General features: G+C 71.1%; 22 protein-coding genes. 7 read left to right on the top strand and 15 right to left on the bottom strand.

Annotation, left to right across the window (positions count from 1 at the left end; translation table 11 throughout):
• Positions 1-78 precede the first annotated feature (78 nt).
• Entirely contained in the window at positions 79-2,625 is a 2,547-nt protein-coding gene (locus BKA14_RS37980; RefSeq protein WP_184955562.1) for a bifunctional acetate--CoA ligase family protein/GNAT family N-acetyltransferase, read from the bottom strand.
• A 44-nt stretch (positions 2,626-2,669) separates the two neighbouring features.
• Entirely contained in the window at positions 2,670-3,854 is a 1,185-nt protein-coding gene (locus BKA14_RS37975) for an acetoin utilization protein AcuC (protein WP_221477414.1), read from the bottom strand.
• Between the two features lie 221 nt (positions 3,855-4,075).
• On the opposite strand from BKA14_RS37975, the gene BKA14_RS37970 reads away from it, so the two are divergent.
• Positions 4,076-4,777, top strand: a complete 702-nt coding sequence (locus BKA14_RS37970; RefSeq protein ID WP_184955561.1) for an iron-dependent transcriptional repressor DtxR — start codon at positions 4,076-4,078, stop codon at positions 4,775-4,777.
• A gap of 21 nt (positions 4,778-4,798) precedes the next feature.
• Here BKA14_RS37970 and BKA14_RS37965 read toward each other — a convergent pair whose 3' ends face one another.
• Positions 4,799-5,347 (bottom strand): hypothetical protein, encoded by a 549-nt coding sequence (locus BKA14_RS37965; RefSeq protein WP_184955560.1) that lies wholly within the window; start codon positions 5,345-5,347, stop codon positions 4,799-4,801.
• Positions 5,348-5,462: 115 nt separating this feature from the next.
• Here BKA14_RS37965 and BKA14_RS37960 point away from each other — a divergent pair, with 115 nt between their 5' ends.
• Together BKA14_RS37960 and BKA14_RS37955 are read left to right on the top strand one after the other, a co-directional pair.
• On the top strand, positions 5,463-5,969 hold the full coding sequence (locus BKA14_RS37960; RefSeq protein WP_184955559.1) for a hypothetical protein: 507 nt from the start codon (positions 5,463-5,465) through the stop codon (positions 5,967-5,969).
• Positions 5,959-6,858: an alpha/beta fold hydrolase gene (locus BKA14_RS37955; protein WP_184955558.1), complete on the top strand. Its 900-nt coding sequence runs from the start codon at positions 5,959-5,961 to the stop codon at positions 6,856-6,858. Before BKA14_RS37960 ends, BKA14_RS37955 begins: the two co-directional genes overlap by 11 nt.
• Here the strand turns inward: BKA14_RS37955 and BKA14_RS37950 are convergent.
• Entirely contained in the window at positions 6,833-7,261 is a 429-nt protein-coding gene (locus BKA14_RS37950) for an SRPBCC family protein (RefSeq protein ID WP_184955557.1), read from the bottom strand. The genes BKA14_RS37955 and BKA14_RS37950 overlap by 26 nt on opposite strands.
• Before the next feature lie 12 nt (positions 7,262-7,273).
• Positions 7,274-8,518: an MFS transporter gene (locus BKA14_RS37945; RefSeq protein WP_184955556.1), complete on the bottom strand. Its 1,245-nt coding sequence runs from the start codon at positions 8,516-8,518 to the stop codon at positions 7,274-7,276.
• Positions 8,519-8,701: 183 nt separating this feature from the next.
• Here BKA14_RS37945 and BKA14_RS37940 point away from each other — a divergent pair, with 183 nt between their 5' ends.
• On the top strand, positions 8,702-9,853 hold the full coding sequence (locus tag BKA14_RS37940; RefSeq protein WP_184955555.1) for a phosphotransferase: 1,152 nt from the start codon (positions 8,702-8,704) through the stop codon (positions 9,851-9,853).
• Here BKA14_RS37940 and BKA14_RS37935 read toward each other — a convergent pair.
• The 5 genes from BKA14_RS37935 to BKA14_RS37915 all read right to left on the bottom strand — a co-directional run bounded on the left by BKA14_RS37935 (position 9,844) and on the right by BKA14_RS37915 (position 15,152).
• Complete coding sequence (locus tag BKA14_RS37935; protein WP_184955554.1) at positions 9,844-10,110, bottom strand: hypothetical protein; 267 nt, start codon at positions 10,108-10,110, stop codon at positions 9,844-9,846. The two genes, BKA14_RS37940 and BKA14_RS37935, sit on opposite strands and share 10 nt — an antisense overlap.
• A gap of 41 nt (positions 10,111-10,151) precedes the next feature.
• A complete protein-coding gene (locus BKA14_RS37930) occupies positions 10,152-11,000 on the bottom strand; it encodes a barstar family protein (RefSeq protein WP_184955553.1) in 849 nt (282 codons plus the stop codon).
• Between the two features lie 91 nt (positions 11,001-11,091).
• The gene (locus BKA14_RS37925; protein WP_184955552.1) at positions 11,092-14,007 is read right to left on the bottom strand and encodes a vitamin B12-dependent ribonucleotide reductase; all 2,916 of its coding nucleotides are present in this window, start codon (positions 14,005-14,007) and stop codon (positions 11,092-11,094) included.
• A gap of 34 nt (positions 14,008-14,041) precedes the next feature.
• Positions 14,042-14,554 (bottom strand): transcriptional regulator NrdR, encoded by a 513-nt coding sequence (nrdR, locus tag BKA14_RS37920; RefSeq protein WP_184955551.1) that lies wholly within the window; start codon positions 14,552-14,554, stop codon positions 14,042-14,044.
• A 274-nt stretch (positions 14,555-14,828) separates the two neighbouring features.
• Positions 14,829-15,152: a LysM peptidoglycan-binding domain-containing protein gene (locus BKA14_RS37915; RefSeq protein ID WP_184955550.1), complete on the bottom strand. Its 324-nt coding sequence runs from the start codon at positions 15,150-15,152 to the stop codon at positions 14,829-14,831.
• A 278-nt stretch (positions 15,153-15,430) separates the two neighbouring features.
• Here BKA14_RS37915 and lexA point away from each other — a divergent pair, with 278 nt between their 5' ends.
• Entirely contained in the window at positions 15,431-16,216 is a 786-nt protein-coding gene (gene lexA / locus BKA14_RS37910) for a transcriptional repressor LexA (RefSeq protein ID WP_184955549.1), read from the top strand.
• A gap of 15 nt (positions 16,217-16,231) precedes the next feature.
• Here the strand turns inward: lexA and BKA14_RS37905 are convergent, their stop codons facing one another.
• Both BKA14_RS37905 and hflX read right to left on the bottom strand, forming a co-directional pair.
• Positions 16,232-18,037: a hypothetical protein gene (locus BKA14_RS37905; RefSeq protein WP_184955548.1), complete on the bottom strand. Its 1,806-nt coding sequence runs from the start codon at positions 18,035-18,037 to the stop codon at positions 16,232-16,234.
• Between the two features lie 92 nt (positions 18,038-18,129).
• Entirely contained in the window at positions 18,130-19,548 is a 1,419-nt protein-coding gene (gene hflX, locus BKA14_RS37900; protein WP_184955547.1) for a GTPase HflX, read from the bottom strand.
• 218 nt (positions 19,549-19,766) lie between these two features.
• On the opposite strand from hflX, the gene BKA14_RS37895 reads away from it, so the two are divergent.
• Positions 19,767-21,224 (top strand): NAD-dependent malic enzyme, encoded by a 1,458-nt coding sequence (locus BKA14_RS37895; protein ID WP_184955546.1) that lies wholly within the window; start codon positions 19,767-19,769, stop codon positions 21,222-21,224.
• Between the two features lie 93 nt (positions 21,225-21,317).
• Here the strand turns inward: BKA14_RS37895 and BKA14_RS37890 are convergent, their stop codons facing one another.
• Genes BKA14_RS37890 through miaA form a run of 3 tightly spaced genes read right to left on the bottom strand, consistent with a single transcriptional unit; the run spans position 21,318 to position 23,798 of the window.
• Entirely contained in the window at positions 21,318-22,034 is a 717-nt protein-coding gene (locus tag BKA14_RS37890; RefSeq protein WP_184955545.1) for a glycerophosphodiester phosphodiesterase, read from the bottom strand.
• Entirely contained in the window at positions 22,034-22,861 is an 828-nt protein-coding gene (gene dapF / locus BKA14_RS37885; protein ID WP_184955544.1) for a diaminopimelate epimerase, read from the bottom strand. Before dapF ends, BKA14_RS37890 begins: the two co-directional genes overlap by 1 nt.
• 7 nt (positions 22,862-22,868) lie before the next feature.
• On the bottom strand, positions 22,869-23,798 hold the full coding sequence (gene miaA / locus BKA14_RS37880; protein WP_221477413.1) for a tRNA (adenosine(37)-N6)-dimethylallyltransferase MiaA: 930 nt from the start codon (positions 23,796-23,798) through the stop codon (positions 22,869-22,871).
• A 160-nt stretch (positions 23,799-23,958) separates the two neighbouring features.
• Here miaA and BKA14_RS37875 point away from each other — a divergent pair, with 160 nt between their 5' ends.
• Positions 23,959-25,167, top strand: a complete 1,209-nt coding sequence (locus BKA14_RS37875; RefSeq protein ID WP_184955542.1) for a DUF349 domain-containing protein — start codon at positions 23,959-23,961, stop codon at positions 25,165-25,167.
• Positions 25,168-25,179: the final 12 nt, after the last annotated feature.

The following is a 25,179-nucleotide window of genomic DNA, read 5'->3' as shown; positions in this document are numbered from 1 at the left end:
GATGCGGGCCCGGCCGGGGCGGGCGGGGTATGAGCCCGGCCGGGGTGGGCGGGTTCGGGCCCCGGCCGGGGTGGGGTGTCAGGGGCTGCGGAGGCGGCGGGGGCCGGTGTCGGGGCGGCGGGCCGGGTCGCCGAGTTCGGCTGCGACGTGCAGCACCGAATAGCCGTCGGGGCGGGCCAGCACCGGGTTGAGTGAGAGGCCACGCAGGCGGGGATGGTCGTCGGCGAGGCGGCCCACCCGTAGCAGCAGGTCGATCAGCGCCGCGCGGTCGACGGGGGCCGAGCCGCGATAGCCGTGCAGCAGCGGGGCCGCGCGTGGCTCGACGACCAGGGCCTCGGCCGCCCGGTCGGTCAGCGGGGCGGCCCGCCAGGCCAGGTCGCCCAGCAGCTCACTGGCCACGCCGCCCAGTCCGAAGCCGACCACCGGGCCGAACGCCGGGTCTTCCATCACCTCGATGCGGCAGGCCACCCCGGCCGGGACCATCGTCTGGACCAGCACGTCGGGGCCGAAGGCGGCGGACAGTTCCCCGTACGCCGTGCGGACGTCACCGTCGTCGGCCAGTGCGAGCCGGACCGCGCCGAGGTCGATGCGATGCCGCAGGGCGCCGCCGGCTGCTTTGAGCGCCACCGGGTAGCCCAGGGCCGACGCGGCCGCGATCGCCTCTTCGACGCCGGCCGCGAGCGTGGACGGCACCACGTCGATGCCGTAGGCGGCGAGCAGCTCGGACGGCGGGCCGTCGACGCGGGCCGCCGTCACGTCGACGTCGTCGAACACGGGGAGCCGGCCCGGTGGGCGGCGCAGCCATTCCGCATACGTCGCCACCCGGCCCAGGGCCCGCACGGCCTCCTCGACCGACGGGTAGGCCGGGACCCGCGGCGGCAGGCTGCCCAGCAGGAACGTCGCCACGGTGGGCTTCTCGCCGGCCAGGGCCACGCTGGCCAGCGCGGCGGCGAAGTCGGCATCCTCGTCGGCCAGCTGGCCGGGCAGGGGCGGCGCGAACACCACGACCAGGGCGTCGGCGCGGTCGTCGACGGCGGCGTCGGCCAGCACGTCGGCGAAGTCGTGGGCGCCCGCCTGCGGGCTGATGTCGAGCGGGTAGCCCGTGGCGACCGTCAGGCCGTTGGCCCGGCACGCGGCCACTGCCAGTTCGGAGAGGGCGGAGGAGTTGCCGACCACCGCCACCCGGCGGCCGGTGGGCAGGGGCTGGTGGGCCAGCAGCAGGCCGACGTCGAACATCTCCTGCACGGTGTCGACCCGGATCACGCCCGAGCGGGCGAACAGGGCGGTGACCGCGTGCACGTCGGGGCCGGGCAGGTCACCGGCCAGGCCGGGCGGGCGGGTGGCCGAGGAGACCGCGACCACGGGCTTGACCCGGCTCATGCGGCGGGCCAGGCGGGCGAACTTGCGCGGGTTGCCGAACGTCTCGAGGTAGAGCATGACGACGTCGGTGCCGGGGTCGTCCTGCCAGTACTGCAGGAGGTCGTTGCCGGAGACGTCGGCCCGGTTGCCCGCCGAGACGAAGCTGGACAGGCCCAGCCCGCGACGGTCGGCCTCGGCCAGCAGCGCGACACCGAGCGCGCCGCTCTGACTGAAGAACCCGACCCGTCCGGCGGCGGGCAGGCGCGGGGCGAGGGTGGCGTTGAGCCGTACGGAAGGGTCGGTGTTGGCCACGCCCATGCTGTTGGGGCCGACCACGCGCATGCCCGCCGCGTGCGCGCTCTCGATCAGGGCCCGCTGGGTGGCCGCACCCTCGACGCCGGTCTCGGCGAACCCCGCGGAGACCACCACCAGCCCACCCACGCCACATGCGGCCGCGTCGGCCACCGCAGCCGCGACGCCCTCGGGCGGGACGGCGATCAGGGCGAGGTCGACGTCGACGCCCGCCTCGGTGGCCGACCTGAACGCCCGCAGGCCGGCCACGCGGTCGGCGCTGCGGTGCACCGGGACGATGGAGCCGGCGAACCCGCCGTCGCGCAGGTGGCCGAGCATGGCGGCGCCGATGCCCTGGCCGCTCGCACTGGCGCCGTAGACCGCGACCCCGCGCGGGGCCAGCAGACGGGCGATCGAGCGGGCCTCGGTGAGCTTCTCCCGCGATTCCTGCACCTCGCGCGACTTCTCGGTGGGGGCGATGGGGAAGCTGAGGTGCACGACGCCGTCGGCGTACTTGCGCTGCACCTGATAGCCGAAGTCGCTGAAGACCCGGAGCATGCCCGCGTTTTCGGGCAGCACTTCGGCCACGAAGCGGGTGAGGCCGTTGGCCCGGGCGGCCTCGGCGAGATGTTCGAGCAGGACCGAGCCGATGCCGCGGCCCTGGTGGGCGTCCTCCACGACGAAGGCGACCTCAGCCTCGGGCGAGTCGGGGCCGAGCCGTTCGTAACGGCCGACGGCCATGATGCGCGGGCCGGCGACGATGACGAAGGCCTCGCGGTCGTGGTGGTCGACGTTGACGAAACGTTCGAGGTCGCGCTCGGGGATGCGCGGGTAGGGGGAGAAATAGCGCAGGTAGCGGGTGCGGTCGCTCATGCGCGAGTGGAACTCGACGATGGCCGGGGCGTCGGCCGGGCGGATCTGTCTCAGGTGGACGGCGGTGCCGTCGGAGAGCAGGACGTCGGCGCTGATGTCCATGCCCCTCCTCCTCTCCGATGCGGGGATGCGGTGATGCGGAACGGTCAGTCGCGGGGGTCGTGGGGATCGAGGCCGTGCAGGGGGAAGACGGCCGTGCGCGTGGCCAGGATCGCGCGGTCGACCGGGTCGGGCGTGGTGCCGGGTTGCCAGCGCTCGGTCGCCGGTTCGGTGCCGTCGGTCATCGTCTCGGGGACGGCGGCCTGCGGGCACCGCTCGGTGGCCATCGTGCGCCAGGCGCCGGGGGTCGGGGTCGCCGGATCGATCGGGGCGCCGGTGGCCGCGGCCAGCAGGTGGGTCCAGGCGCGCGGCACGACCTCGACCAGCGCGTAACCCCCGCCGCCCATCGCGACCCAGCGGCCGTCGCACAGCTCGTCGGCCAGGTCGCGCATCGCCAGATAGGCCGCGCGCTGGCCGTCGACCGAGAGCCGCAGGTCGGCCAGGGGGTCGAGGCGGTGCGCGTCGGCGCCGCACTGGCTGAAGATGATCTCGGGGGCGAAGGCGCGGAGCACGGACGGCACGATCGCGTGGAAAGCCCGCAGCCAGGCCGCGTCGCCCGTGCCCGGTGGGAGCGGCACGTTGACCGCGAGGCCCTCGGCACCGGGGCCGCCCGTCTCCTCGGCGAATCCCGTGCCGGGGAAGAGTGTGAGCGGCGACTCGTGCAGGCTGATCGTCAGGACGCGGGGGTCGTTGTAGAAGGCGGCCTGCACACCGTCGCCGTGGTGCACATCGACATCCACATAGGCCACTCGCTGGGCGCCCTGGTCGAGCAGGCGGGCGATGGCGACCGCGGGATCGTTGTAGACGCAGAAGCCGGCGGCCCGGGCGGCGAGCGCGTGATGCAAACCACCGGAGACATTGACCGCTCTCGTGGTCGCGCCGTGCCAGACCGCCTCGGCGGCCGCGATGGTGGCGCCGCAGATACGCGCGGACGCCTCGTGCATGCCCTCGAAGACCGGGTTGTCGTCGGTGTTGAGCCCCCAGCCGCGGAAGAACGGGTCGAGCGGCGCGTGCCGGACGGCCTCGAGGTAGTCGGCGCGATGCACCCTGGTCAGGTCGGCCTCGGTGGCCGGCTCGGGGGTGAGCATGCGGACCCCGGGGCGGTCGAGGACCCCCAGCTCGCGGGCGAGCGCCATGGTCAGCTCGACCCGCACCGGGTTGAGCGGGTGATCGCCCATGTCGTAGTCGAGCAGCGCTCGGTCCCACACCACCGTGGTCGTCGCATCCACCATGCCGTCATGCTGCCACGCCCCACCGACGGTTTCCCTTCGCGGCAGTTGCCCGGACGGTCAGGTACGCTCTCTGCACCTGCTCGGGGCGGCTGTCAACCCCTGACGACGAGGTATTATCGCTGCTGGGAGGGCCGCACTGTGAATGAATTCGTCATCAGCCCGGCTACGTCCTGGTTCGGGGCGAGGCCGGCGGTCCGCCGAGGCCGCTGGGAGGTCGGAGCATGAAGGCGTCACTGCACAACCACGACCTGATCGACACCACCGAGATGTATCTGCGCACCATCCTCGAGCTGGAGGAGGAGGGTGTGCCGCCGCTGCGGGCGCGCATCGCCGAGCGGCTCCACCAGAGCGGTCCCACGGTCAGCCAGACGGTCGCGCGCATGGAGCGTGACGGCCTGCTGACCATCGAGAACGACAGGCACCTGGTGCTGACCGACGACGGCCGCTCCACCGCGGTGGCCGTCATGCGCAAGCACCGGCTGGCCGAGTTGCTGCTGGTCAATGTCATCGGCATGCCCTACGAGGAGGCCCACGAGGAGGCTTGCCGCTGGGAGCACGTGATGAGCGACTCGGTCGAGAAGAAGGTCTACGAGCTGCTCAACAAGCCGACCCGATCCCCGTACGGGAATCCGATCCCCGGTCTGGACGCGTTCGGCGGGGCCGACGACGCCGAGCACGCCGAGATCCCCGGCGAGCGCAACCTGGCCTTCCCCGGGCTCACCGGCAGCGTCGTGGTGCAGCGCATCTGCGAGAGCGTGCAGACCAACGCCGACGTGCTGCGTCAGTTGCACGCAGCAGGCATCGACCCGGGCACGACGGTGACGGTGGCCCAGGAGCGCGACGGGGTGACCATAGACCGTTCGGGCGACAAGATCCGCCTGCCTCGTGAGGTCGCGTCGCGAGTGTTCGTCGCGGCCCACTGAGGCCGGGCATCAGCACACACGTCAGCCGTTCGTCGTGTCCATCGCCTTGGCGAGGGTGATGAGCTTCGGGTTCATCGCGGTCACGGCGGCGGCTGTCGCGTTCGCGGCGAAGGTGAAGCGCAGCGTCTGCAGCTGTTTCGCCTCGCTGAGCCAGCCGATCTCGATGATCGGGCCGCGCCCCGCCGCGGGTGGGGTGTAGAGCCGGTAGGCCGCCTTGGCGAGCCCCTTGAACGTCGTGGACCGGGCCGGTTTGAGGTCGCTGAGAAACTGCGCCGGGGTGGCTTTCGTGCTCTCGACCACCGACAGGGTGAGATCGGGATAGCCGGCCGCCGCGGTCTGCACGACGCAGGTCGATGTGTCGTCGACCTGGCCGGAGGCGGCCACGTCGAAGGTGACCCCGATTTTCTCCTGGATGAAGGCGTAGTCCCAGAGGATGCAGGCGCCGCCGGCCGAGGCGGCGGGCTGCTGGACCACTGTGACCTTGGGCGGGGCCGCGACCGCCTCGTCCTCGCTGTCGTCGCAGCCGGTCAGGACGAGCAGCAGGGCCGCTGCGACGACGAGCGCACGCACCAGAGATCCTCCCGAGAGATTCGGGCATACCGTACTGGTCCGCCCAGGGTCAGCGGAAGGCCCGCACCCCCGACGGCACTTGACACCCAGCGTCAAGTAGGGAAATCATGGCGGCATGACCCGGGACGACGCGCTTGTCGAGCAGATCGTGCGGCTCCTCGACGTCCGGCTGCTCGACCCGCTCGAGGTGCTGCTCGAGGGGGACGACGCGGTCGACGCGCTGCGGCAACTCGTGCGGCTGCGAGCTCGCGGGTGGGCGACGGCCCTGCGCGACGGCGATGACACGGCGGCGACGATGACCGCGGCCCGCCTGATCGCGACGCTCTATCCGGGGGACGGGCCGTTCGATCCGCCGGCCGCGTGGTGGAGCTCGCCGCTCGGGCAGATCGTGGCTCGACGAATTGGACACCCGTGGTTCGCGTCGATCTCGTACGCCACCGCGGGCGCGATGCTCGGGATCACCCGGCAAGGGGTGCACGACCTGGTGAAACGCGGACGACTGCCGCGGCACCCGGACGGCGGTGTGCCGTCGTCGGCCGTACGGGACCGGCTTTGCTCGTCGCCCGCGAACTCCGACCTCTCCGACTCTTCCGACTCGCCAGGAGACCTTGATGATCAATGACCGGCTCATCGATGCGGGCGACGTGCCGCTCGCGGTGCGCGACTTCGGCGGGGACCAGCCGCCACTTCTGCTGCTGCACGGCGCCGGGGGCAACCTGGCCATGATGACCACGCTGGCGCGCGCCCTGCGGCCGAACCACCGGGTGATCACCGTGGACCTGCGCGGGCACGGGCGTTCGGGCGAGGGCTCGTGGACGTGGGACACCGCCCTGGGTGATCTCGCGGCGGTGTGCGTCCAGATGGAGATCGAACGGCCGGCCGTGGTGGGGCATTCACTGGGCGGGATGCTGGCGGCGCTCTGGGGCCAGCGGCATCCGGAGGCGCCGGGCGTGGTGAGCCTCGACGGGAATCCGCCGCCCGTCACTCCGGCGCAGCTGCCGGGCATGGACCCGGAGAAGGCGGCCGCCGAACTGGCCCGGCTGCACGGGCTGTTCGACCGGGTGGAGGCCATGGCGGGCCAGGTGATCGAGGCCGACCAGCTGGCCGACCTGGTCGAGGGCCAGCGGGCGGCGGCGCGCGACATGGGCGCCAACGAGAAGGTGTGGATCGAGGGCTTCCGGCGCAACCTCGCGCACGACAACGGCGAGACGTCGATGCGTCCCTCGGCCGCCGTGACGACCCAGTTGCGTACGCTGATGAACGAACTTGATCTTGGACCGGTGTACGCGGGGACGTCGTGCCCGGAGCTGGTCGTGCTGGCCACTCGCAACCTGCCTCAGCAGGAGCCGTTCGCCGAGCTGTACGAGGCCCACCGGCGCTACCTGCTCGATCAGGTGCGGGCGGCCGGCCACCCCCGGTACATCCAGCTGGCCGACGCCTCGCACGCGATGGTGATCGAACAGCCGGCCGTGCTGGCCGGGCTGATCACCGACTTTCTGCGCTCGGAGTAGCGGCCAGATAGGCGGGCAGGCGGGTCAGGCAGCTCTCCCAGCCCGCCCGATACATCTCGGCGGTCTCCTCGTCGACCCGGTCGTGGACGATGCGGAGGTCGGTGCCGGCACCGGACGGGGCGAGCTCGATCGTCACTCGGCTGTCCCGGTCGTCGCCGGCCCAGCGCCACGACTGCACGAGGCGGCGGGGCGGGTCGAGCTCGCGATACTCCCCCGCGAAGCCCATGTCGCCCGCGTCGACGCCGAAACGGCCGCCGACGACCGGCTCGGAATAGGCGCGGGGGTGCATCGAGGCCGGCCAGTACCAGGCGGTGAGCGCCTCGGCGTCGGTCAGCGCGAACCACACCCGTACGGGTGCGGCTTCGACATGCGACGTGATCACCGCGGATGTGTCGTGCGCCATGGACCGAGACTGTCAGTCCCCGGACTTTCCCGCCACCCCGTCCACGCCGGACCCGGGCTTTCTCCCCACCCCGCCCGGGGCCGGCTCGACCGGCCGGGTGGCGCCGGAGGCGAGCAGGCCCAGGGCCAGGGCGCCGAAGACGCAGAGCATCGCGCGGAGCACCCCCACGTGCTCGGCGAGCAGACCGATCAACGGCGGGCCGGCCAGGAAGGCCCCGTAGCCGACCGACCCCGCGACCGAGACGCGGATGGCGGCGCGGGCCGGATCGTCGGCGGCCGCGCTCATGCCGATCGGGAAGCCCAGCGACGCGCCCGCGCCCCACAACAGCGCGCCGGCGATCGCCAACGGGACGGCGACCTCGGAGACGACCAGCAGCAGGCCGAGGGCGGCCGACGCCGCGGTGAGGCGCAGGGTGAGGACACGGCCCCAGCGCTCGATCGCGTAGCCGCCGAAGAGCCGGCCCAGCGTCATCGCCGTGACGAAGCTCCCGAACGCGATCGCGGCGACTGTGTCATCGGCCCGGTAGCCATCGACGAGGCCGATGGCCAGCCAGTCGTTGGCGGTGCCCTCGGTGAAGCCGAACCCCAGCATGACCAGCCCGATCAGCACGGTCCGGGGCTCCCGCCAAGCCTGGCCCACGCTCATCGCGGGCTTCTCGCCGGCGGGCAGCGGGTGATAAGGCAGGAACTTGCGTACGGTCGGGGCCGTGACCGCCGCGGCCAGCGCCGCGGTGATGTAGAGCTGCGCCCAGATCGGCAGGTCGACCGCCGCCGCGACGGCGCTGAAGGCCGCGCCCAGCACTGTGCCCAGGCTGAAACCGGCGTGGAAGCGCGGCATGATCGTGCGGCCGAGGCGGCGCTCGACGTCGGCCCCCTCGACGTTCATGGCGACGTCCCACGTGCTGTTGCCCATGCCGGTCAGCACCAGGCCCAGGCCGGCCAGCGGCACCGAGCCGACCAGCGTGCCGGTGGCCAGGCCGGTGAGCCCGAGCACCATCGACGTGCTGCCGATCAGCACCGACCGGGCCGGGCCGAAGCGCTGCACGAGCGGGCCGGCCAGCGGGATGGCGCTGATCGCGGCCACCGACAGGCACAGCAGGAGCAGACCGAACCCGGCCGCGGAGAGGTCGAGGCCGTCACGCACTGCGGGGGCGCGGGCCAGCCATCCGGCGTACGCGAGGCCGTTGGTGGCGAAGGTGAAGCCGACCGCCACCTTCGCCAGTTCGAGGCGGGGACGATCGAACTCGGTGGCGGTCACGTCCCGAACTTACACGTTAAACCTGGCGTCGCCCGCCGACCGGGGGTTAAGGTCGGCGGGCGTGCGGGGAGCGCGCCGAGACCCGCCGGAAGGCTTGAAGCCACCCCATGTGTTGCCGGTGGGGCGACTGACGCCGACGCTCCGACCGTCCGTGCGGGTCCGGGCGCTGAGCGAGGTGCTCCGATGAAAACCCTGCCCGACAACCCCAACCTCGACCACCTGCGCCGGCAGGCCAAAGACCTGCTGGCCGGGCTGCGCGACACGCGACCCGAGGCGACCCTGGCCGACGCGCAGACGTCACTGGCCCGGCAGTACGGCTTCCGCACCTGGACCGACCTCAAGGCCGAGGTCGACCGCGGCCGCAGCGGGGCGGTCGTGGCCGGCCACGCCCTGGCCGAACAGATCGCGAACCGCTACGGCCTGGGCGCGGTGGCCGCGATGCGGTCGCTGGCCCGGCCCGACGAGATGGGCCGGCGCTGGCTGCTCGAAACCGGACAGGGCCGCTGGGCGGTCCGGACCGTCGACGACGTCTACCCGGTCACCGACGGCGAGGAGAACACCCGCTTCCAGGAAGCCGCGCTGCAGGCCGGGGTCACACTGCCCCGGCCGGTGCGCAGCCTCGACGGCCGGGTCGTCGAGCGGATCGGCGGCCACCGCTGGCGGGTCTACACATCGGTGCGTTCCGGGCCACCGCTCGCCGCGCCGGTCAGCGCGACCGTCACCCGTACGGTCGGGGAGCTGCTGGCGATCGTGCACGGGTTGCGGTTCCCGGCGGCGGAGATCTGCCCCTGGAACAACCGCCGGCTCTCGACGCGCAGCTGGGCCGAACTGGCCGGGCTGGCCACGGCCAAAGGGGCAGGCTGGGCCCCGGTGCTGACCGCGGCGCTACCCGCGCTGGCCGAACTGGAGTCCATCGGGGACGGTCACGCCGCCACGGCGGAACCGGTGATGTGTCACAACAACTTCACCCCGGGGAACGTACGGGTCGACGGGTCGAAAACCCTCGTGGTGAGCGGATGGGAGCATGCGGCCGGGCTGCCACCGCAATGGGAACTGGCGGCGGTCCTGGCGAACTGGGCCATCGACCCGGACGGCGGCGTGAACGAGGCCGGGGCGCGGGCGCTGCTCGACGGCTACCGGCCGGCCCGGCGGCTGAACGTGGCGGACTTCCGCGGTACGGCGATCGGGCTGCAGAACTACGTGGCCGGGCAGGTGGAACTCGCGCTCGAAGCCACCGATGCGGAGGACGTCCGCTTCACCGACCGCAACGTCCGGCACGTGCTGACCCACCTGCCTTCGCGGGCCGCTCTGGAGGAACTCGTCAGCTATTCATAACTCGAACTGCCGGCAACGATGTTGATCGCGATCAAGGCGGCACCGAACAGCACCGGCCACAGCACGGCCCCGGTGTACGCGCCGACGGCGGTGTCGGGCCGGGAACGGCGGCGATGCCAGTGGCCGAGCAGGATCACCGCCGCCAGGGCTGTCACCAGGGCCGCCCACAGCACGGCCACGTTGCGAACCAGCCACACGGTCGCGATCGCCGCCACCCAGACGGCCAACGCTTGAGCCAGGCCGGAGAGGAGACGCATCGGCACACCGTAGCGGACCGGGCCTCGATCAGGCGTCCGCGTCAGCCCAGCTCGACCTCGATCTGATCCTCGGCCAGCCATCGGAGGATCAGGTCGAGCCCGGCCTCGGCGGGTGAGCCGTCGGCCCTCGCCTTCAGATGAGTGCGGGCGACTCCGGCGTCGTGCCACACCAGGCGAAACGGCGCCGCCGCGCCCCACCCTCCGCGCGCACAGTCGTGGAGCGCATCGCCGTTCCAGCCGAAGTAGCCTCCGGGACCGTTGACGGCCTCACCGATGGCGCAGTAGAAGCCTTCGATGTCGGTGACGTGACGCCCGTCGAGCCGGTAGGTGCGGCCGGCCGGCTTGTCCGGCGCGTCGGCCCGGTGGTGAGCCAGAGCTGCTCCGGACCAGTGATGCCGGAGCTCGGCGCTCAAACCCGCCCAGAGGCCCGGCTCGGTCGGGCCGCCGGCGTGCCACAAATCCCAGATCGGTCGCGCCGCGCTCGGCATCGGCTCCGCGATCGCGCCGTCCAGAGTGACATCGACGAGGTCGGCACCCAGGGCCGAGGGCCGGGCCCGGGTCACCGACGCTCGCAGATGGGAGTCGATCAAGCGGTTCACCCGGCCGTTCCGACCCACGCTGTGGACGGTCACGTCGATCGCCCGGCGGTACAGTGCGCCACCCGGATTGCCCGCCCCTTTCGCCAGCGCGTCCAGGGCGCGGCGCAACGGCGGGTGGGGATGGCAGCCGAGAAGCGTCGTCTCGCCCACCGTGGACGGCGAATCGACGAACAGCCCCTCGATATCGGCGCACGCCGCGACCACGACGTCCCGTTCTCCCATGACGGCTTCGTCGACCAACAGCCAACGAAGCGGGTGGGCGTCCGAACCCGACACGAAGGCCTCGTTCATGGCCCGAGTGTGCCGGACACCGGAAAAGCGATGCCCTCCCACCCGGCATCGGGTGGGAGGGCATCGCTGTCACTCAGTGAACTTCCCGGCCTCAGCTGCAGCCGGACGTGGAGCCGCAGCCCTCGCAGACGTAGCAGCTGCCGGCTCGGCGCATCTTGGTGCCGCAGGTGAAGCAGAGCGGCGCGTCGGCCGAGTGACCGGTCACGACCTCGAGCAGCTCGGTGGAGGAGCCGGCTGTGACAGGCGCGGGCCGCTCCGGCTCAGCGGCCGGGATCGTGGCGTCGGCCGCAGCGGTGGCCCCGCCGACCGGCGCGGACACCGGGGCGGAGGCGGCCAGGGTGGTCACGACCTGGTCGACCGCGGCGGCCTCGGCCGCCGCCTCGGCCTGGACCTGCGCCGCGCGCTCCTTGGCGGTGAAGATGCCCAGGTCGGCGCGGGTGTCGTACGGCAGGAAGTCGAGCGCGAGGCGACGGAAGATGTAGTCCATCACCGAGGCCGCCATGCGCACGTCCGGGTCGTCGGTCATGCCGGCCGGCTCGAAGCGCATGTTGGTGAACTTACTGACGTACGTCTCCAGCGGGACGCCGTACTGCAGGCCTATCGAGATCGCCACCGAGAAGGCGTCCATGACACCGGCCAGGGTCGAACCCTGCTTCGACATCTTGAGGAAGACCTCGCCGAGGCCGTCGTCCGGGTAGGACGACGCGGTGAGGTAGCCCTCGGCGCCGCCGACCGAGAAGGACACCGTCTCGGACGGGCGCTTCTTGGGCAGCCGCTTGCGGACCGGGCGGTACTCGATGACCTTTTCGACGACCTTCTCGACCTCGGCCGCGGGCGCCGCGGGCGCGGTGGTCGTGGCCGTGGCGGTGCCCGCCTTCTTGCCGGCGGCGGAGAGCGGCTGGCCGACCTTGCAGTTGTCGCGGTAGATCGCGAGCGCCTTCAGGCCGAGCTTCCAGCCCTGGTAGTGGATCTCCTCGATCTCCTCGACGGTGGCCGTCTCCGGCATGTTGACCGTCTTGGAGATGGCGCCCGAGATGAACGGCTGCACGGCGGCCATCATGCGCACGTGGCCGAGGGGCGAGATCACGCGCTCACCCATGGCGCAGTCGAACACCGGGTAGTGCTCGGGCTTGAGGCCCGGGGCGTCGACGACGTTGCCGTTGTCGGAGATGTGCTCGACGATCGCCTCGACCTGCTCCTCGGGGTAGCCGAGGCTGCGCAGGGCGCGCGGGACCGTCTGGTTGACGATCTGCATCGAGCCGCCGCCGACGAGCTTCTTGAACTTGACCAGGGCCAGGTCGGGCTCGATGCCGGTGGTGTCGCAGTCCATCATCAGGCCGATGGTGCCGGTCGGGGCGAGCACCGACGCCTGGGCGTTGCGCCAGCCGTTCTTCTCACCGATCCGCAGGCCGTCCTGCCACTGCTGGGAGGCCTCGCGAGCCAGCTCGGCGGCGATCGGGTGGGCCGGGCGGATGTCGTCGCTGGCCGACGCGTGCTTGCGCATGACGCGCTTGTGGGCGTCGGCGTTGCGGGCGTAACCCTCGTACGGCCCGACGACACCGGCCAGCTCGGCCGAGCGACGGTACGCCGTGCCGGTCATAACCGAGGTGATAGCGGCGGCCACGCTGCGGCCCGCCTCCGAGTCGTACGGCAGGCCGGAGGCCATCAGCAGGGCGCCGATGTTCGCGTAGCCGATGCCGAGCTGACGGTAGGCGCGGGTGGTGATGCCGATCTTCTCGGTCGGGAAGTCGGCGAACGAGATCGAGATCTCCATCGCGGTGATGATGAACTCGACGCTCTTCACGAACTTCTCGGTCTCGAAGCCGCCGTCGGCCTTGAGGAACTTCATGAGGTTGAGCGAGGCCAGGTTGCAGGACGAGTCGTCCAGCGACATGTACTCCGAGCACGGGTTGGACGCGGTGATCCGGCCGGTCTCGGGGTTGGTGTGCCAGTCGTTGATGGTGTCGTCGTACTGCAGGCCGGGGTCGGCGCACTCCCAGGCGGCCTGGGCGATGTCGCGGAAGAGCTTCTTGGCGTCGACCTTCTCGATGACCTCGCCGTCGAGCCGGCCGCGCAGGCCGAACTCGGTGCCCTCCTCGTACGCCCGCATGAACTCGTCGGAGACCCGGACCGAGTTGTTGGCGTTCTGATACTGCACGGAGACGATGTCGTCGCCGCCCAGGTCCATGTCGAACCCGGCGTCGCGCAGCGCGCGGATCTTGTCTTCCTCACGCGCCTTGGTGCGCACGAACTCTTCGATGTCGGGGTGGTCGACGTCGAGGATGACCATCTTGGCGGCCCGGCGCGTCGCGCCACCGGACTTGATCGTGCCGGCGCTGGCGTCGGCCCCGCGCATGAAGCTCACCGGGCCACTGGCGGTCCCCCCGGACGACAGCAGCTCCTTGGACGAGCGGATGCGGGACAGGTTGACACCCGAGCCCGAACCGCCCTTGAAGATCAGGCCCTCTTCCTTGTACCAGTCGAGGATCGAGTCCATCGAGTCGTCGACCGAGAGGATGAAGCACGCGCTGACCTGCTGCGGCGACTTGGTGCCGACGTTGAACCAGACCGGCGAGTTGAAGCTGAACACCTGGTGCAGCAGCATCCAGGTCAGCTCGTGGTCGAACAGCTCGGCGTCGGCCTTGGAGGCGAAGTAGCCGTTCTTCTCGCCCGCCTTGCGATACGTCGACACCACCCGGTCGATCAGCTGCTTGAGCGACCACTCACGGTCGGGCGTGCCGACCGCGCCGCGGAAGTACTTGGTGGTGACGATGTTCGCCGCGTTGACACTCCACGCGGTCGGGAACTCGACGCCCTTCTGCTCGAAGTTGATCGAGCCGTCCCGCCAGTTGGTCATGACGACGTCGCGGCGCTCCCACTCGACCTCGTCGTACGGGTGGACCCCCTCGGTCGTCCAGACCCGCTCGACCCGCAGCCCCCCGCCGGCCGCGCTCGCGCCGTTCGCACGGCTGCGCTGCCGACCTGCTGTGATGCCGTCCCCGGCCATACTGCTCCCCCTCGAAAAAATGCCGCTACTGCCGTCAAGCCCGTGGTGCGCGACCGCTGGACCGCGGGGCCACGGGATGTCGCACCCCGGCCTCACGGGCGATCGTCGCCTCGCGCAGCGCCGTGATCTCGCGCTCGAACTCGTCGAGCGAGTCGAACGACTTGTAGACACTGGCGAACCGGAGATAAGCCACCTGGTCGAGATCTCGCAGCGGAGCGAGAATGGCCAGGCCCACCTCGTGGCTGGGCACCTCGGCCGCGCCCTTGGCCCGGACGGTCTCCTCGACCTTCTGCGCGAGCAGTGCGATCGAGTCCTCGTCGACGGGCCGGCCCTGGCAAGCCTTGCGAACCCCGCTCATGATTTTTGCCCGGCTGAACGGCTCGGTGACACCGCTGCGCTTCACGACGGCGAGGATCGCTTCCTCGACCGTGGTGAACCGCTTGCCGCACTCGGGGCACGATCGACGGCGACGGATCAACTGACCGTCGTCGGCCTCGCGCGAGTCGACCACCCGAGAATCAGCGTGGCGACAGTACGGGCAGCGCACCTCGAACCCCTTTCAGCCCCCCTCGACCAACCGCCTGCAGGCACGCAAAAACACGGCGAATCGCCGGTTACTCACCAGCTGACGCCGTCACAGCCTGTAGATGAACGGTGGAGGTGAACCCCAACCAGTGGATGACTTACACCCTTGTAACTACTAGATGTTGGGGTAGACGCTATGCCGCAGCGGACACGGGCGCAAGCTCAGCGGCGGGTCGGCGCGCCGTATTTTCCGACTCAACACGAGCGGTGGACCGGGCGGTCACGGACCGCTGAAATCAGGCGGCTCGCGGCAAGATCAAAACATCGCCGGCGGCCACGCCGTAGCCCGACAGGCCGTTGAGCCGGCGCAATTCGTCGACGGCGGCCTGGCCGTCGCGGCGCGGCATCGAGCGGGACGCGATGTCCCACAGCGTGTCACCCGGCTGGACGACGACGGACGGGGACGGGCCGGCGGGCGACTGCTCGGCGCGGGACGCGGTGCTGAACAACACGGCACTGGCCAGCGAGGCCAGCACGACCAGGAGCCCAAGGACGACGGCGCGGCCACGACGGGTGAGTCGCAGCGGAGGCTCGACGTGCCGTACCTGGTTCGCCACCATGACGTTCCCTCCACCGAAAGGTGAGCTTCGTACGGGCGTTCGATCGAACGCCCGTACGACGGTCTATCAGAACACGCGTACGGAAGTCGAGCACTTCCGGGCGACACGCCGGAGGAATGTCGTACAGATGTTTGAATATGTCGTACCGCGCCATTACGGTCTTCCCTCAAGAGGGTCAGCCGGGCAAGCGCCATCCCCACGGCGCGAGCCGGCTCCGCGAACGCAGGACGCACCACGTGCCCCACCCCACGGGGCACTGGCCGACAGGGAGGGCGGACGTGTCGACCGACGACCGGACGAGCAGCCGGCAACATCAGACCAAGCCAGACAGTGGAGCCGCGCTGCGCCGCCGCTCACCGAGCCGCGGGCGTGCCGCCGACGCGCCGCAACTGCGCTCGGTCACCCCGGTGGTCAGCCAGTTCCCCGAGCCGGTCACCGCCGACCTGACCGCCCGGCAGAAGCGCATTCTCGAGTTCATCCGCGACTGGGTGGAGCGCTACGGCTATCCGCCCAGCGTGCGCGAGATCGGCGAGGCGGTCGGCCTGGTGTCGCCGTCCAGCGTGGCCTATCAGCTGAAGGCGCTCGAGACCAAGGGCTTCCTGCGGCGCGACCCCAACCGGCCGCGCGCGGTCGACGTGCGCTCCCCCAGCGAGCTGGTCGACGAGGAGGGCCTGCGCTCGGCGCGCCCCCAGCCGGCGTACGTGCCGCTGGTCGGCCGGATCGCCGCCGGTGGCCCGATCCTGGCCGAGCAGGCCGTCGAGGAGTTCTTCCCGCTGCCGCGCGAGCTGGTCGGCGAGGGCGAGGTCTTCATGCTCGAGGTCAAGGGCGACTCGATGATCGACGCGGCGATCTGCAACGGCGACTGGGTCGTCGTGCGGCAGCAGCCCACGGCCAACGCGGGTGACATCGTGGCGGCGATGATCGACGGCGAGGCCACGGTGAAGAGCTATCGCCAGCGTGACGGGCACGTCTGGCTGATGCCGGCCAACCCCGCCTTCGACCCGATCCCCGGCGACGACGCGACCATCATGGGCCGCGTCGTGGCCGTGCTGCGCCGGGTCTGACGCAGCGGCAGACGATCAGCGCCGGGGGCCGTAGCCGTCGAAACGGCCCTCGGGACGCTGCTGCTGGAAGTCGTTGCGGCCGCCGTAGACGCCGCCACCACCGCGCGGCGGTTGCTGACCGCGAGGCGGTTGCTGACCGCGAGGTGGCTGTTGCCCGCGTGGTGGCTGCTGACCACCTCGGGGCGGCTGCCCCTGCGGGCCGCGCGGAGGCTGACCTTGAGGACCACGCGGAGGCTGGCCCTGCGGACCACGCGGAGGCTGGCCCTGAGGGCCGCGCGGAGGCTGGCCCTGAGGACCACGCGGAGGCTGACCCTGCGGACCACGCGGAGGCTGGCCTTGCGGACCGCGAGGCGGCTGGCCCTGAGGACCACGCGGAGGCTGACCCTGCGGACCACGCGGAGGCTGCCCTTGCGGACCGCGAGGCGGCTGCTGGCCGCCGTAGACCCCGGCCCGCGCCGGCTGCTGCTGCCCGTTGGCCGGCCGCCCCTGCGGCTTGCCCCCGGGACCGCCGGCCCGCTGCCCGTTGGGGTTGCCGCCGTAGACACCGGATTGGGGCCCGGCCGGCTTGCCGTTGACCGGCCCCGACCGTGCACCGCCGTAGACACCCTGCCGCGGCGGCGCCCCACCGACCCCGATCAGCTCGGTCTCGGGCTCACCCTCGAGCGGATTCTTGAAGCCGTCGTCGTCATCGTCGCCGGAGGAGGACGAGGCGGCGGGCGCGGCGGCGACGCGCTTGCGGTGCTTGACGATCCCCATCGCGCCCACGCCCACGAGGATCAGGCCGAGCACGCCGACCCCGCCCACGGCGTACGTGATGTCACTCAGTTCGAGATTCGCGTACCAGGCGCCACCGGAGTCCTCCCCGGCGTCCTTGGCGGCTGCCGCGACCTTCGTGGCGGGCGCGTAACGCAGGATGTAGTTCGGCGGTTCGGTCTCGCCGCTCATGTCCGACGTCGTGTAGAAGAACTTGCCGTCAGGGCTGTAGGTGATCGCTTCGCCCAGCGTCTCGTTCGGCAGGCCGGTCGTGCGGGGCTGGCCCTTGATCGCGGCCAGCACGTCGCCGTTCTGGACGTCCCACTCGAGCGCGTCGGTGTACGTCCGCAGGGCGACCTTGCCGCCGCCGGGGGCCACCGCTCCGCCGCTGATGGTCTTGTTGCCGATCCGCGCGTACGGCCCGCCGGCGGTCTGCGTCGCGGAGGGCTGGATCTCGGCGACGCGCCGCATCGGCACGCCTTCCTTGTTGTTCGCCTTCAGCGGCGCGGTCGGCTGGTAGACACCGGCCGGCTTGCCGATCTCCTTGGTGACGATCAGCGGGGTGCCGTCGCCGTTGAGCAGCAGCGCCTCGGCGTCGTGCTTGTCGCCCTGGGGGTAGGAGAGCCGGTGCAGCACGGGCTCGCCCGAGCCGTCGGCCGCGATCGACCAGAGCCCGACCGTGGCCCGGCTGTCGTCGTTGTCGAAGTTGTTGTCACCGATGTCGGCGATCCACAGCTTCTTGCCGTCGGCCGACAGGATCAGGTCTTCCGGGTCCTTCGGGCCGTCACCGCTGTATTTGACGGCCTTGGTGACCGCGCACTTGGTGTCGAGGAAGAAGATGCGCTTGTTGGCGTTCTTGTCCGTGCTGTCGTTGATCACGACATAGCCCGTGCGGGTCGCCACCAGGCCGGACGCCTCAGTGATCTTCTCGTCCTTGATCTGGCACATCTTCTTGCCCGCCACCGAGGGCGCGCTGACCGTGGGGGCGGGATCCTCGGCAAACGCCGCGGACGAGCCGATCATCACCAGCCCGGAGGCCACGATCACCGGGAACACGAGACGCCGCATCCGATCAGTGTCGCACGCGGCGTCCCGTGCCGGTGTTACGCGTTAATCAACGCAGGTCGCGGGCCACGGCCCCGACGTGTCGTGAGAAACGCTCAGTTGCGGAACGACTCCAATTCGCTGGCGAGCCGCTCGTCGACGAGCACGCGCATCTCGGTCCCTTCCTCCAAATGGCGGGTCTGGAGTACCTGACCGGATCGATGAATCCGGGCGACCAGATCGCCCCGGTCATAGGGCAGCAAAACGCGCATGTCGACCGCGGGCCGCGGCAGCTTGTCGGCGATCGCCTGGTGCAGTTCGGCGATGCCCGCGCCGGACTTGGCCGAGACGAAGACCGCGTCCGGCCACGCCCGCTTGAGGCGCAGCACCGTCTCCTCGTCCGCGGCGTCCATCTTGTTGATCACCAGCAGCTCGGGGATCGCGTCCGCGCTGACCTCGGCCAGCACCTCGCGCACGGCGCTGACCTGACCCTCGGGGTCGGGGTGAGCGCCGTCGACGACGTGCACGACCAGGTCGGCGAACGACACTTCCTCAAGCGTGGAGCGGAACGCCTCCACGATCTGGTGCGGCAGGTGGCGGACGAAGCCGACCGTGTCGGAGAGCGTGTAGACGCGCCCGTCCTCGGCCGAGGTGCGCCGGGTGGTCGGGTCGAGCGTGGCGAACAGCGCGTCCTCCACCAGCACACCGGCCTGAGTCAGCCGGTTGAGCAGACTGGACTTGCCGGCGTTGGTGTAGCCGGCGATCGCCACAGCGGGCGTCCCGCTGCTGGCCCGGCGCGAGCGCTTGGTCTGCCGTACGGTGCGCATGGCCTTGATCTCCCGGCGCAGCTTCGCGATGCGCTGGTTGATCCGGCGGCGATCGGTCTCGAGCTTGGTCTCACCGGGACCACGCGTCCCGACGCCACCACCGCCCGAGCCACCACCGGCGCCACCGCCCTGGCGGGACAGCGACTCACCCCAGCCCCGCAGGCGCGGCAGCAGGTACTGCAGCTGGGCCAGCTCGACCTGGGCCTTACCCTCTTTGCTCTTCGCGTGCTGGGCGAAGATGTCGAGGATCAGCGCCGTACGGTCGACGACCTTGACCTTGACCTGCTGCTCGAGATTGCGCAGCTGGCTCGGGGAGAGCTCGCCGTCGCAGATGACCGTGTCGGCCCCGGTGGCGACGACCGCGTCGCGCAGCTCGTCGACCTTGCCCCGGCCGATGAAGGTGGCCGTGTCGGGCCGGGATCGACGCTGGATCAGGCCCTCGAGCACCTGGGAGCCGGCGGTCTCGGCGAGCGCGGCCAACTCGGTGAGCGAGTTGTCGGCGTCCTCGACGGAGCCCTCGGTCCAGACCCCGACCAGGACGACCCGCTCGAGCCTCAGCTGCCGATACTCGACCTCGGTGATGTCGGTGAGCTCGGTGGAGAGACCAGCGACCCGCCGCAGCGAGTGCCGCTCCTCGAGCTCGAGGTCGCCGGACGTCACGTCCGGCTCGTCAAGTTCTAGTACGGGTGCCTGGTAAGTGTTTCGCAAAAGGTGACCTCCTCGGCCCCGATCGTGGCACGTCGCCGTGTTCGGCGCATCCACATAACGTGGCCAAGCGTTTGGATGAAGCGTTGGTCTATTTCCGGTCAAGGGCGGCGGGTGGGGAGGCGGACGTGTTGGGCTCTCTTATAACTACCCGGATGGAATCCGATATTCCGCAGGAGCAAGATTACGGTGACGCACCCACCAATGTCGGAGGGAACACCGTGGTGACGACCCGCCTGCCGAGCGCAGGATTCTCGATCACGATCCGGATAGCAGTGACCGCGGACGCCTCGTCCATCGGTCGGCTCACCACCTGTGTCGGCGAGGCCGGCGCGATCGTGACGGCTCTCGACGTGGTCGATTCCGACCCCACTCGCGTGCTCGTCGACCTCACCTGCGACACCGCCGACTCCAGCCACGCCGACCAGGTCGTCAAGCAGCTCGAGGAACAGGACGGCGTCGACGTCCGCAAGGTTTCCGACCGCACGTTCCTGCTGCACCTGGGCGGCAAGATCGAGGTGCAGTCCAAGGTCGCGCTGCGCACCCGTGACGAGCTCTCCCGGGCGTACACGCCGGGGGTGGCCCGGGTCTGCATGGCGATCGCGGAGAATCCGGCCGACGCGCGCCGCCTGACCATCAAACGCAACACCGTGGCCGTGGTCAGCGACGGTTCGGCCGTGCTCGGGCTGGGCAACATCGGCCCGGCCGCGGCCATGCCGGTCATGGAGGGCAAGGCCGCGCTGTTCAAGCGGTTCGGCGGGGTGGACGCGTGGCCGGTCGTGCTCGACACGCAGGACACCGACGAGATTGTGCGCATCGTGAAAGCGATCGCCCCCGCTTACGGCGGCATCAACCTCGAGGACATCGCCGCGCCGCGCTGCTTCGAGATCGAGGCCCGGCTGCGCGAACAGCTGGACATCCCGGTCTTCCACGACGACCAGCACGGTACGGCCATCTGTGTGCTCGCGGCGCTGACCAACGCGCTGCGGGTGGTCGGCAAGCGGCTGGAGGACGTCCGGGTCGTGGTGTCGGGCGCGGGCGCGGCGGGCACGGCGATCATGAAGCTGCTGCTGCGCCAGGGTGTGGGCGACATCATCGCGTACGACCGGAAGGGCGCCCTGCACCGCGGGATGCCGGACATGTCGGAGACCTGGCAGTGGCTGGCCGACAACACCAACCGGGACAACTACTCGGGTGACCTGCCCGGCGCGATCGTGGGCGCCGACGTCTTCATCGGGGTGAGCGCACCCAACCTGCTCACCGGCGACGACATCGCGCGGATGGCCGACAAGTCGATCGTCTTCGCCCTGGCCAACCCCGACCCCGAGGTCGACCCGCGGGCTGCCCGGCAGCACGCCGCGGTCGTCGCCACCGGCCGGTCCGACCAGCCCAACCAGATCAACAACGTGCTGGCCTTCCCGGGTGTCTTCCGCGGCATGCTCGACGTCAGCGCCGAGGAGTTCACCGAGGAGATGGCGCTGGCCGCGGCCCGCGCGATCGCCGACGTGGTGGGCGAGGACAAGCTCAACCCCACGGTCATCATCCCGAGCGTCTTCGACCCCAAGGTCACGCCGGCCGTGGCCGCCGCCATCCGCGCCGCGGTCAAGGGCGCGGCCCCGCACAACACCGCGGCGCTGCCGGAGACCGAGCTCGACGACGCGCCGGAAGAGACCTTCTGAGACCGTCCCGTACGGGGCCGGGCTCGGCCCCGTGGCTTCGCGGCGGCCTTGGTCAGTGGCCGAGGCCGTCGCGACAACCGGCGCAGAGCTCGTCTAGCGGGCCGCGATCCAACCGGTCAGTTCGGCCACGCGGTCGGTGATCAGCCCGGCGATGCCGGCCCGGCCCAGCGCGTCCCACTCGCTCATCTCGTTGGCCGTCCACGGCATCACGTCGATGCCGCGGGCGGTCAGCGCGGCCACCGTTTCCGGGTCGCCCAGCACGTCGGCCGTCGACGGGTTGACGCACACCACGTCCAGCTCGTCGGCCAGGTCGAGCGTGTCCGCCTCGAAGCGCAGCCGTAGCAGGCCGCGGCGCACCGCGGGGTCGGCCTCGCGGACCAGCCGGACGATCTCGGGGTCGAAGCTCTGCACGATCGTGCGGTCCCGCGCGCCGGCCGCCCCGACCAGCTCCAGGATCGTTTTGACCTGGGGCGGCGTGGCGGGCGGCTTGATCTCCAGGAGCAGGTCGGTCCCGGCCAGCAGGTCCAGCACCGCGGCCAGCGTGGGGACGCGCACCCCGGCGTACGCGGGCGAGAACCACGAACCGGCGTCGAGCGCGGACACGTCCTCGTACGAAAGATCCCAGACGTGCCCCGAGCCCGAGGTCGTGCGGTCGAGTGTGCGGTCGTGGATGACCACGGGAACGTCGTCGGCCGTGGTGCGCACGTCGAACTCGACCAGCGTGGCGCCGCCGTGGACGGCCGCGGCGAAGGCGGGCAGCGTGTTCTCGGGCGCGACCGCGGAGTAACCCCGATGCGCCACGTTGTGCATCAGATCAGCTCACCCGTGGCCACCAGCACCGCCGGGCCCGCCAGCCACCAGCGGTCCGCGCTGTCGTGCGTCACCGTCAGGCGGCCGCCGGGCAGGTCGACCGTGACCGTGCCCGTAGCCAGACCGGCGTCACGCAGGGCGACCGCGCCCACGGCCAGCGCACCCGAGCCGCAGGAGAGCGTCTCACCCGAGCCGCGCTCGTAGACGCGCATCGCGACGTGCAGGTCGGTCTCGTCGAGGGGCTCGGCGGGGACGACGAACTCGACGTTGACCCCGGACGGGAACAGCGCCTTGTCGAAGCCGGGGGCCAGGTGCAGGTCGAGCGAGTCGAGGGCCAGGCCGTCGTGCAGATTGCAGACCAGGTGCGGGTTGCCGCAGTCGACGGCCACGCCCGGGAACGTCAGCGGACCGGTCGTCGCGGTGCCCGCCGCGTACAGGGAAGGGCTTCTCATATGCACCCGGATCTGGTCGCCCTCGACCACCGCGCGCACCACCCCGGCGCGCGTCGCAACCGGAATATCGGCAATGTTCGATACGAGAGAATGCGTCACCAGGTAGCGCGTGAAGACGCGGACCCCGTTCCCGCACATCTCGGCGATCGAGCCGTCGCTGTTGCGGTAGTCCATGAACCACTCGGCGTCGGCGGCCATCGCAGCGCCGGCCGCATCCTTGGCCGCGCGCACCACCCGCAGCACACCGTCGGCCCCGATGCCGAACCGCCGGTGGCACAGCGCGGCCACCTGCTCAGCCGTGAGGTCGAGAGCGCCGTCGGCGTCCTCGATGATCACAAAGTCGTTGCCGGTGCCGTGACCCTTCGTAAATTGCACCGGACCATCATTCCGTAAGCGCCAGGGCGTCCGCCAACAGCGTCGGCGAGCCCCCGTCGAGCCACGTGATCGACGGGTCGCGCCGGAACCACGAGCGCTGCCGCCGGACGAACCGGCGAGTCCCCCGTACGGTGTCCGCCTTGGCCGCTTCTTCCGTGGCAGTGCCGTCGACCTGCGCGAGCGCCTGCTGATAGCCGAGCGCCCGGGACGCCGTACGGCCGTCGCGCAGCCCCCGGGGAAGCAGCGCACGCACCTCGTCGAGCAGCCCGGCCGCCCACATCAAGTCGACCCGCAACGCGATTCGCTCGTCGAGCACGTCGGTGGGCCGGTCGACCCCGATCTGCACCGACGGGTAATGCGGCGTCGGCGCGGGCAGGGCCGCGGTGAACGGCCGGCCGGTCAGTTCGATGACCTCCAGCGCGCGCACGATGCGTCGCCCGTTCGAGGGAAGGATCTGCTCCGCCGCCACCGGATCGCTCGTCCGCAGCTGATCGTGCAGCGCAGCAGGACCGACGGAGGCCAGCTCAGCCTCGAGCCGGGCCCGGATCCCGGGGTCGGTGCCGGGGAACTCGAACTCCTCCAGAACCGCCCGCACGTAGAGCCCGGACCCGCCCACCAGCAGCGGCACCCGCCCCCGGGCCAGAATGTCGTCGATCGCCGCGCGGGCCAGGCCCTGATATTCGGCGACGGCCGCCGGAAACGTCACGTCCCAGATGTCCAGCAGATGGTGCGCAACGCCCGCACGCTCGGCCATGGTGAGTTTCGCGGTGCCGATGTCCATGCCGCGGTAAAGCTGCATCGAGTCGGCGTTGACCACTTCGCCGCCCAGTTCGTGCGCGAGAGCGATGCTGAGAGCGGACTTGCCCGCCGCCGTCGGCCCGACGACGGTGATCACTCCGGGAGCTCCTGCGAACGGCACGGAGCAACGGTAGGACAAGGTTTGGCCACGGTCATCGGCGGGCGCTTCCCCGTAACCGGGTTGGACCTGTGACAATGCGCGAGAAAGAATGCCGTAGAGAAGCTAGGCGTTCGACTGCGCTGTGGCGGTGGTCACCGGTCAGGCGAGATCGGTGATGCCGGGAAGACGAGGATGGGTCATGAACGACTGGACGGCCTTCGGGCGCGTGGATGCCGACGGCACCGTGTACGTGAAGACCGCTGAGGGCGACCGGGTGGTCGGCTCCTGGCAGGCGGGCACCCCCGAGGAAGGGCTGGCCCACTTCGCGCGGCGCTTCGCCGACCTCGTGACCGAGGTCGAGCTCGTCGAGGCCCGCCTCAAGTCCGGCGCCGCCGACGCCTCGCATTCGCTGACCAGCGTCAAGCGGCTGCGCCAGCAGCTCGACGAGGCGCACGTGGTGGGCGACATCGAGGGGCTCGGCAACCGGCTCGACCGCCTGACCACCCTGGCCGAGGAGAAGGCCGGCGAGGCCCGGGCCGCCCGCGAGACGGCCCGCACCGAGGCCGTGGCCCGCAAGACGGCCCTGGTGGAGGAGGCGGAAAAGATCGCCGCCGAGTCGACGGGCTGGAAGTCGGCCGGCGACCGCCTCAAGGAGATCCTCGACGAGTGGAAGACGATCCGCGGCGTCGACAAAAAGACCGACGGTGAGCTGTGGAAGCGGTTCGCCACGGCCCGCGACGGCTTCACCCGCCGCCGCGGCGCCCACTTCGCCACCCTCGACGGTCAGCGCAAGCAGGCCCAGACGGCCAAGGAAGACCTGGTCACCGAGGCTGAAGGCCTGGCCGACTCGACCGAGTGGTCGGCCACCGCCAACCGGCTCAAGGAGCTGATGGCCGAGTGGAAGGCCGCGCCGCGCGCCGCCAAGGAGGCCGAGCAGCGCCTCTGGGAACGCTTCCGGGCCGCGCAGGACGCCTTCTTCACCCGCCGCAGCGAGGTCTTCTCGGCCCGCGACGCCGAATACAAGGGCAACCTCGACAAGAAGCAGGCGATCCTGGCCGAGGTGGAGGCGCTCGACGTCGACGCCGACCCCCGCGGCGCGCAGAACAAGCTGCGCGACGCCCAGGCCGCGTGGCACGACGCCGGGCGGGTCCCGCGCGAGTCGGCCGCGTCGCTCGACCGTCGCTGGCGGGCCGCCGAGGAGCGCATCCGCGTGGCGATGGACTCGGCCTGGCGCAAGACCACCCCGCAGGACAACCCGCTGCTGCAGCAGATGCGCGAGCAGGTGGCCGAGGCCGAGCAGCGGCTCGAGCGCGCCAAGGCCGCCGGCGACGCCAAGCGGGTCAAGGAAGCCGAGCAGGCGCTCAACTCCAAGAAGCAGTTCCTGGCCCTGGCCGAGCAGGCTTCCTGAGCCCTCGGCCCT

The organism is Paractinoplanes abujensis, assembly GCF_014204895.1.
In the GTDB taxonomy this organism is placed as follows: domain Bacteria; phylum Actinomycetota; class Actinomycetes; order Mycobacteriales; family Micromonosporaceae; genus Actinoplanes; species Actinoplanes abujensis.
The sequence above is the reverse complement of the archived record's forward strand: the minus strand, read 5'-3'. Positions and strand labels throughout refer to the sequence as shown.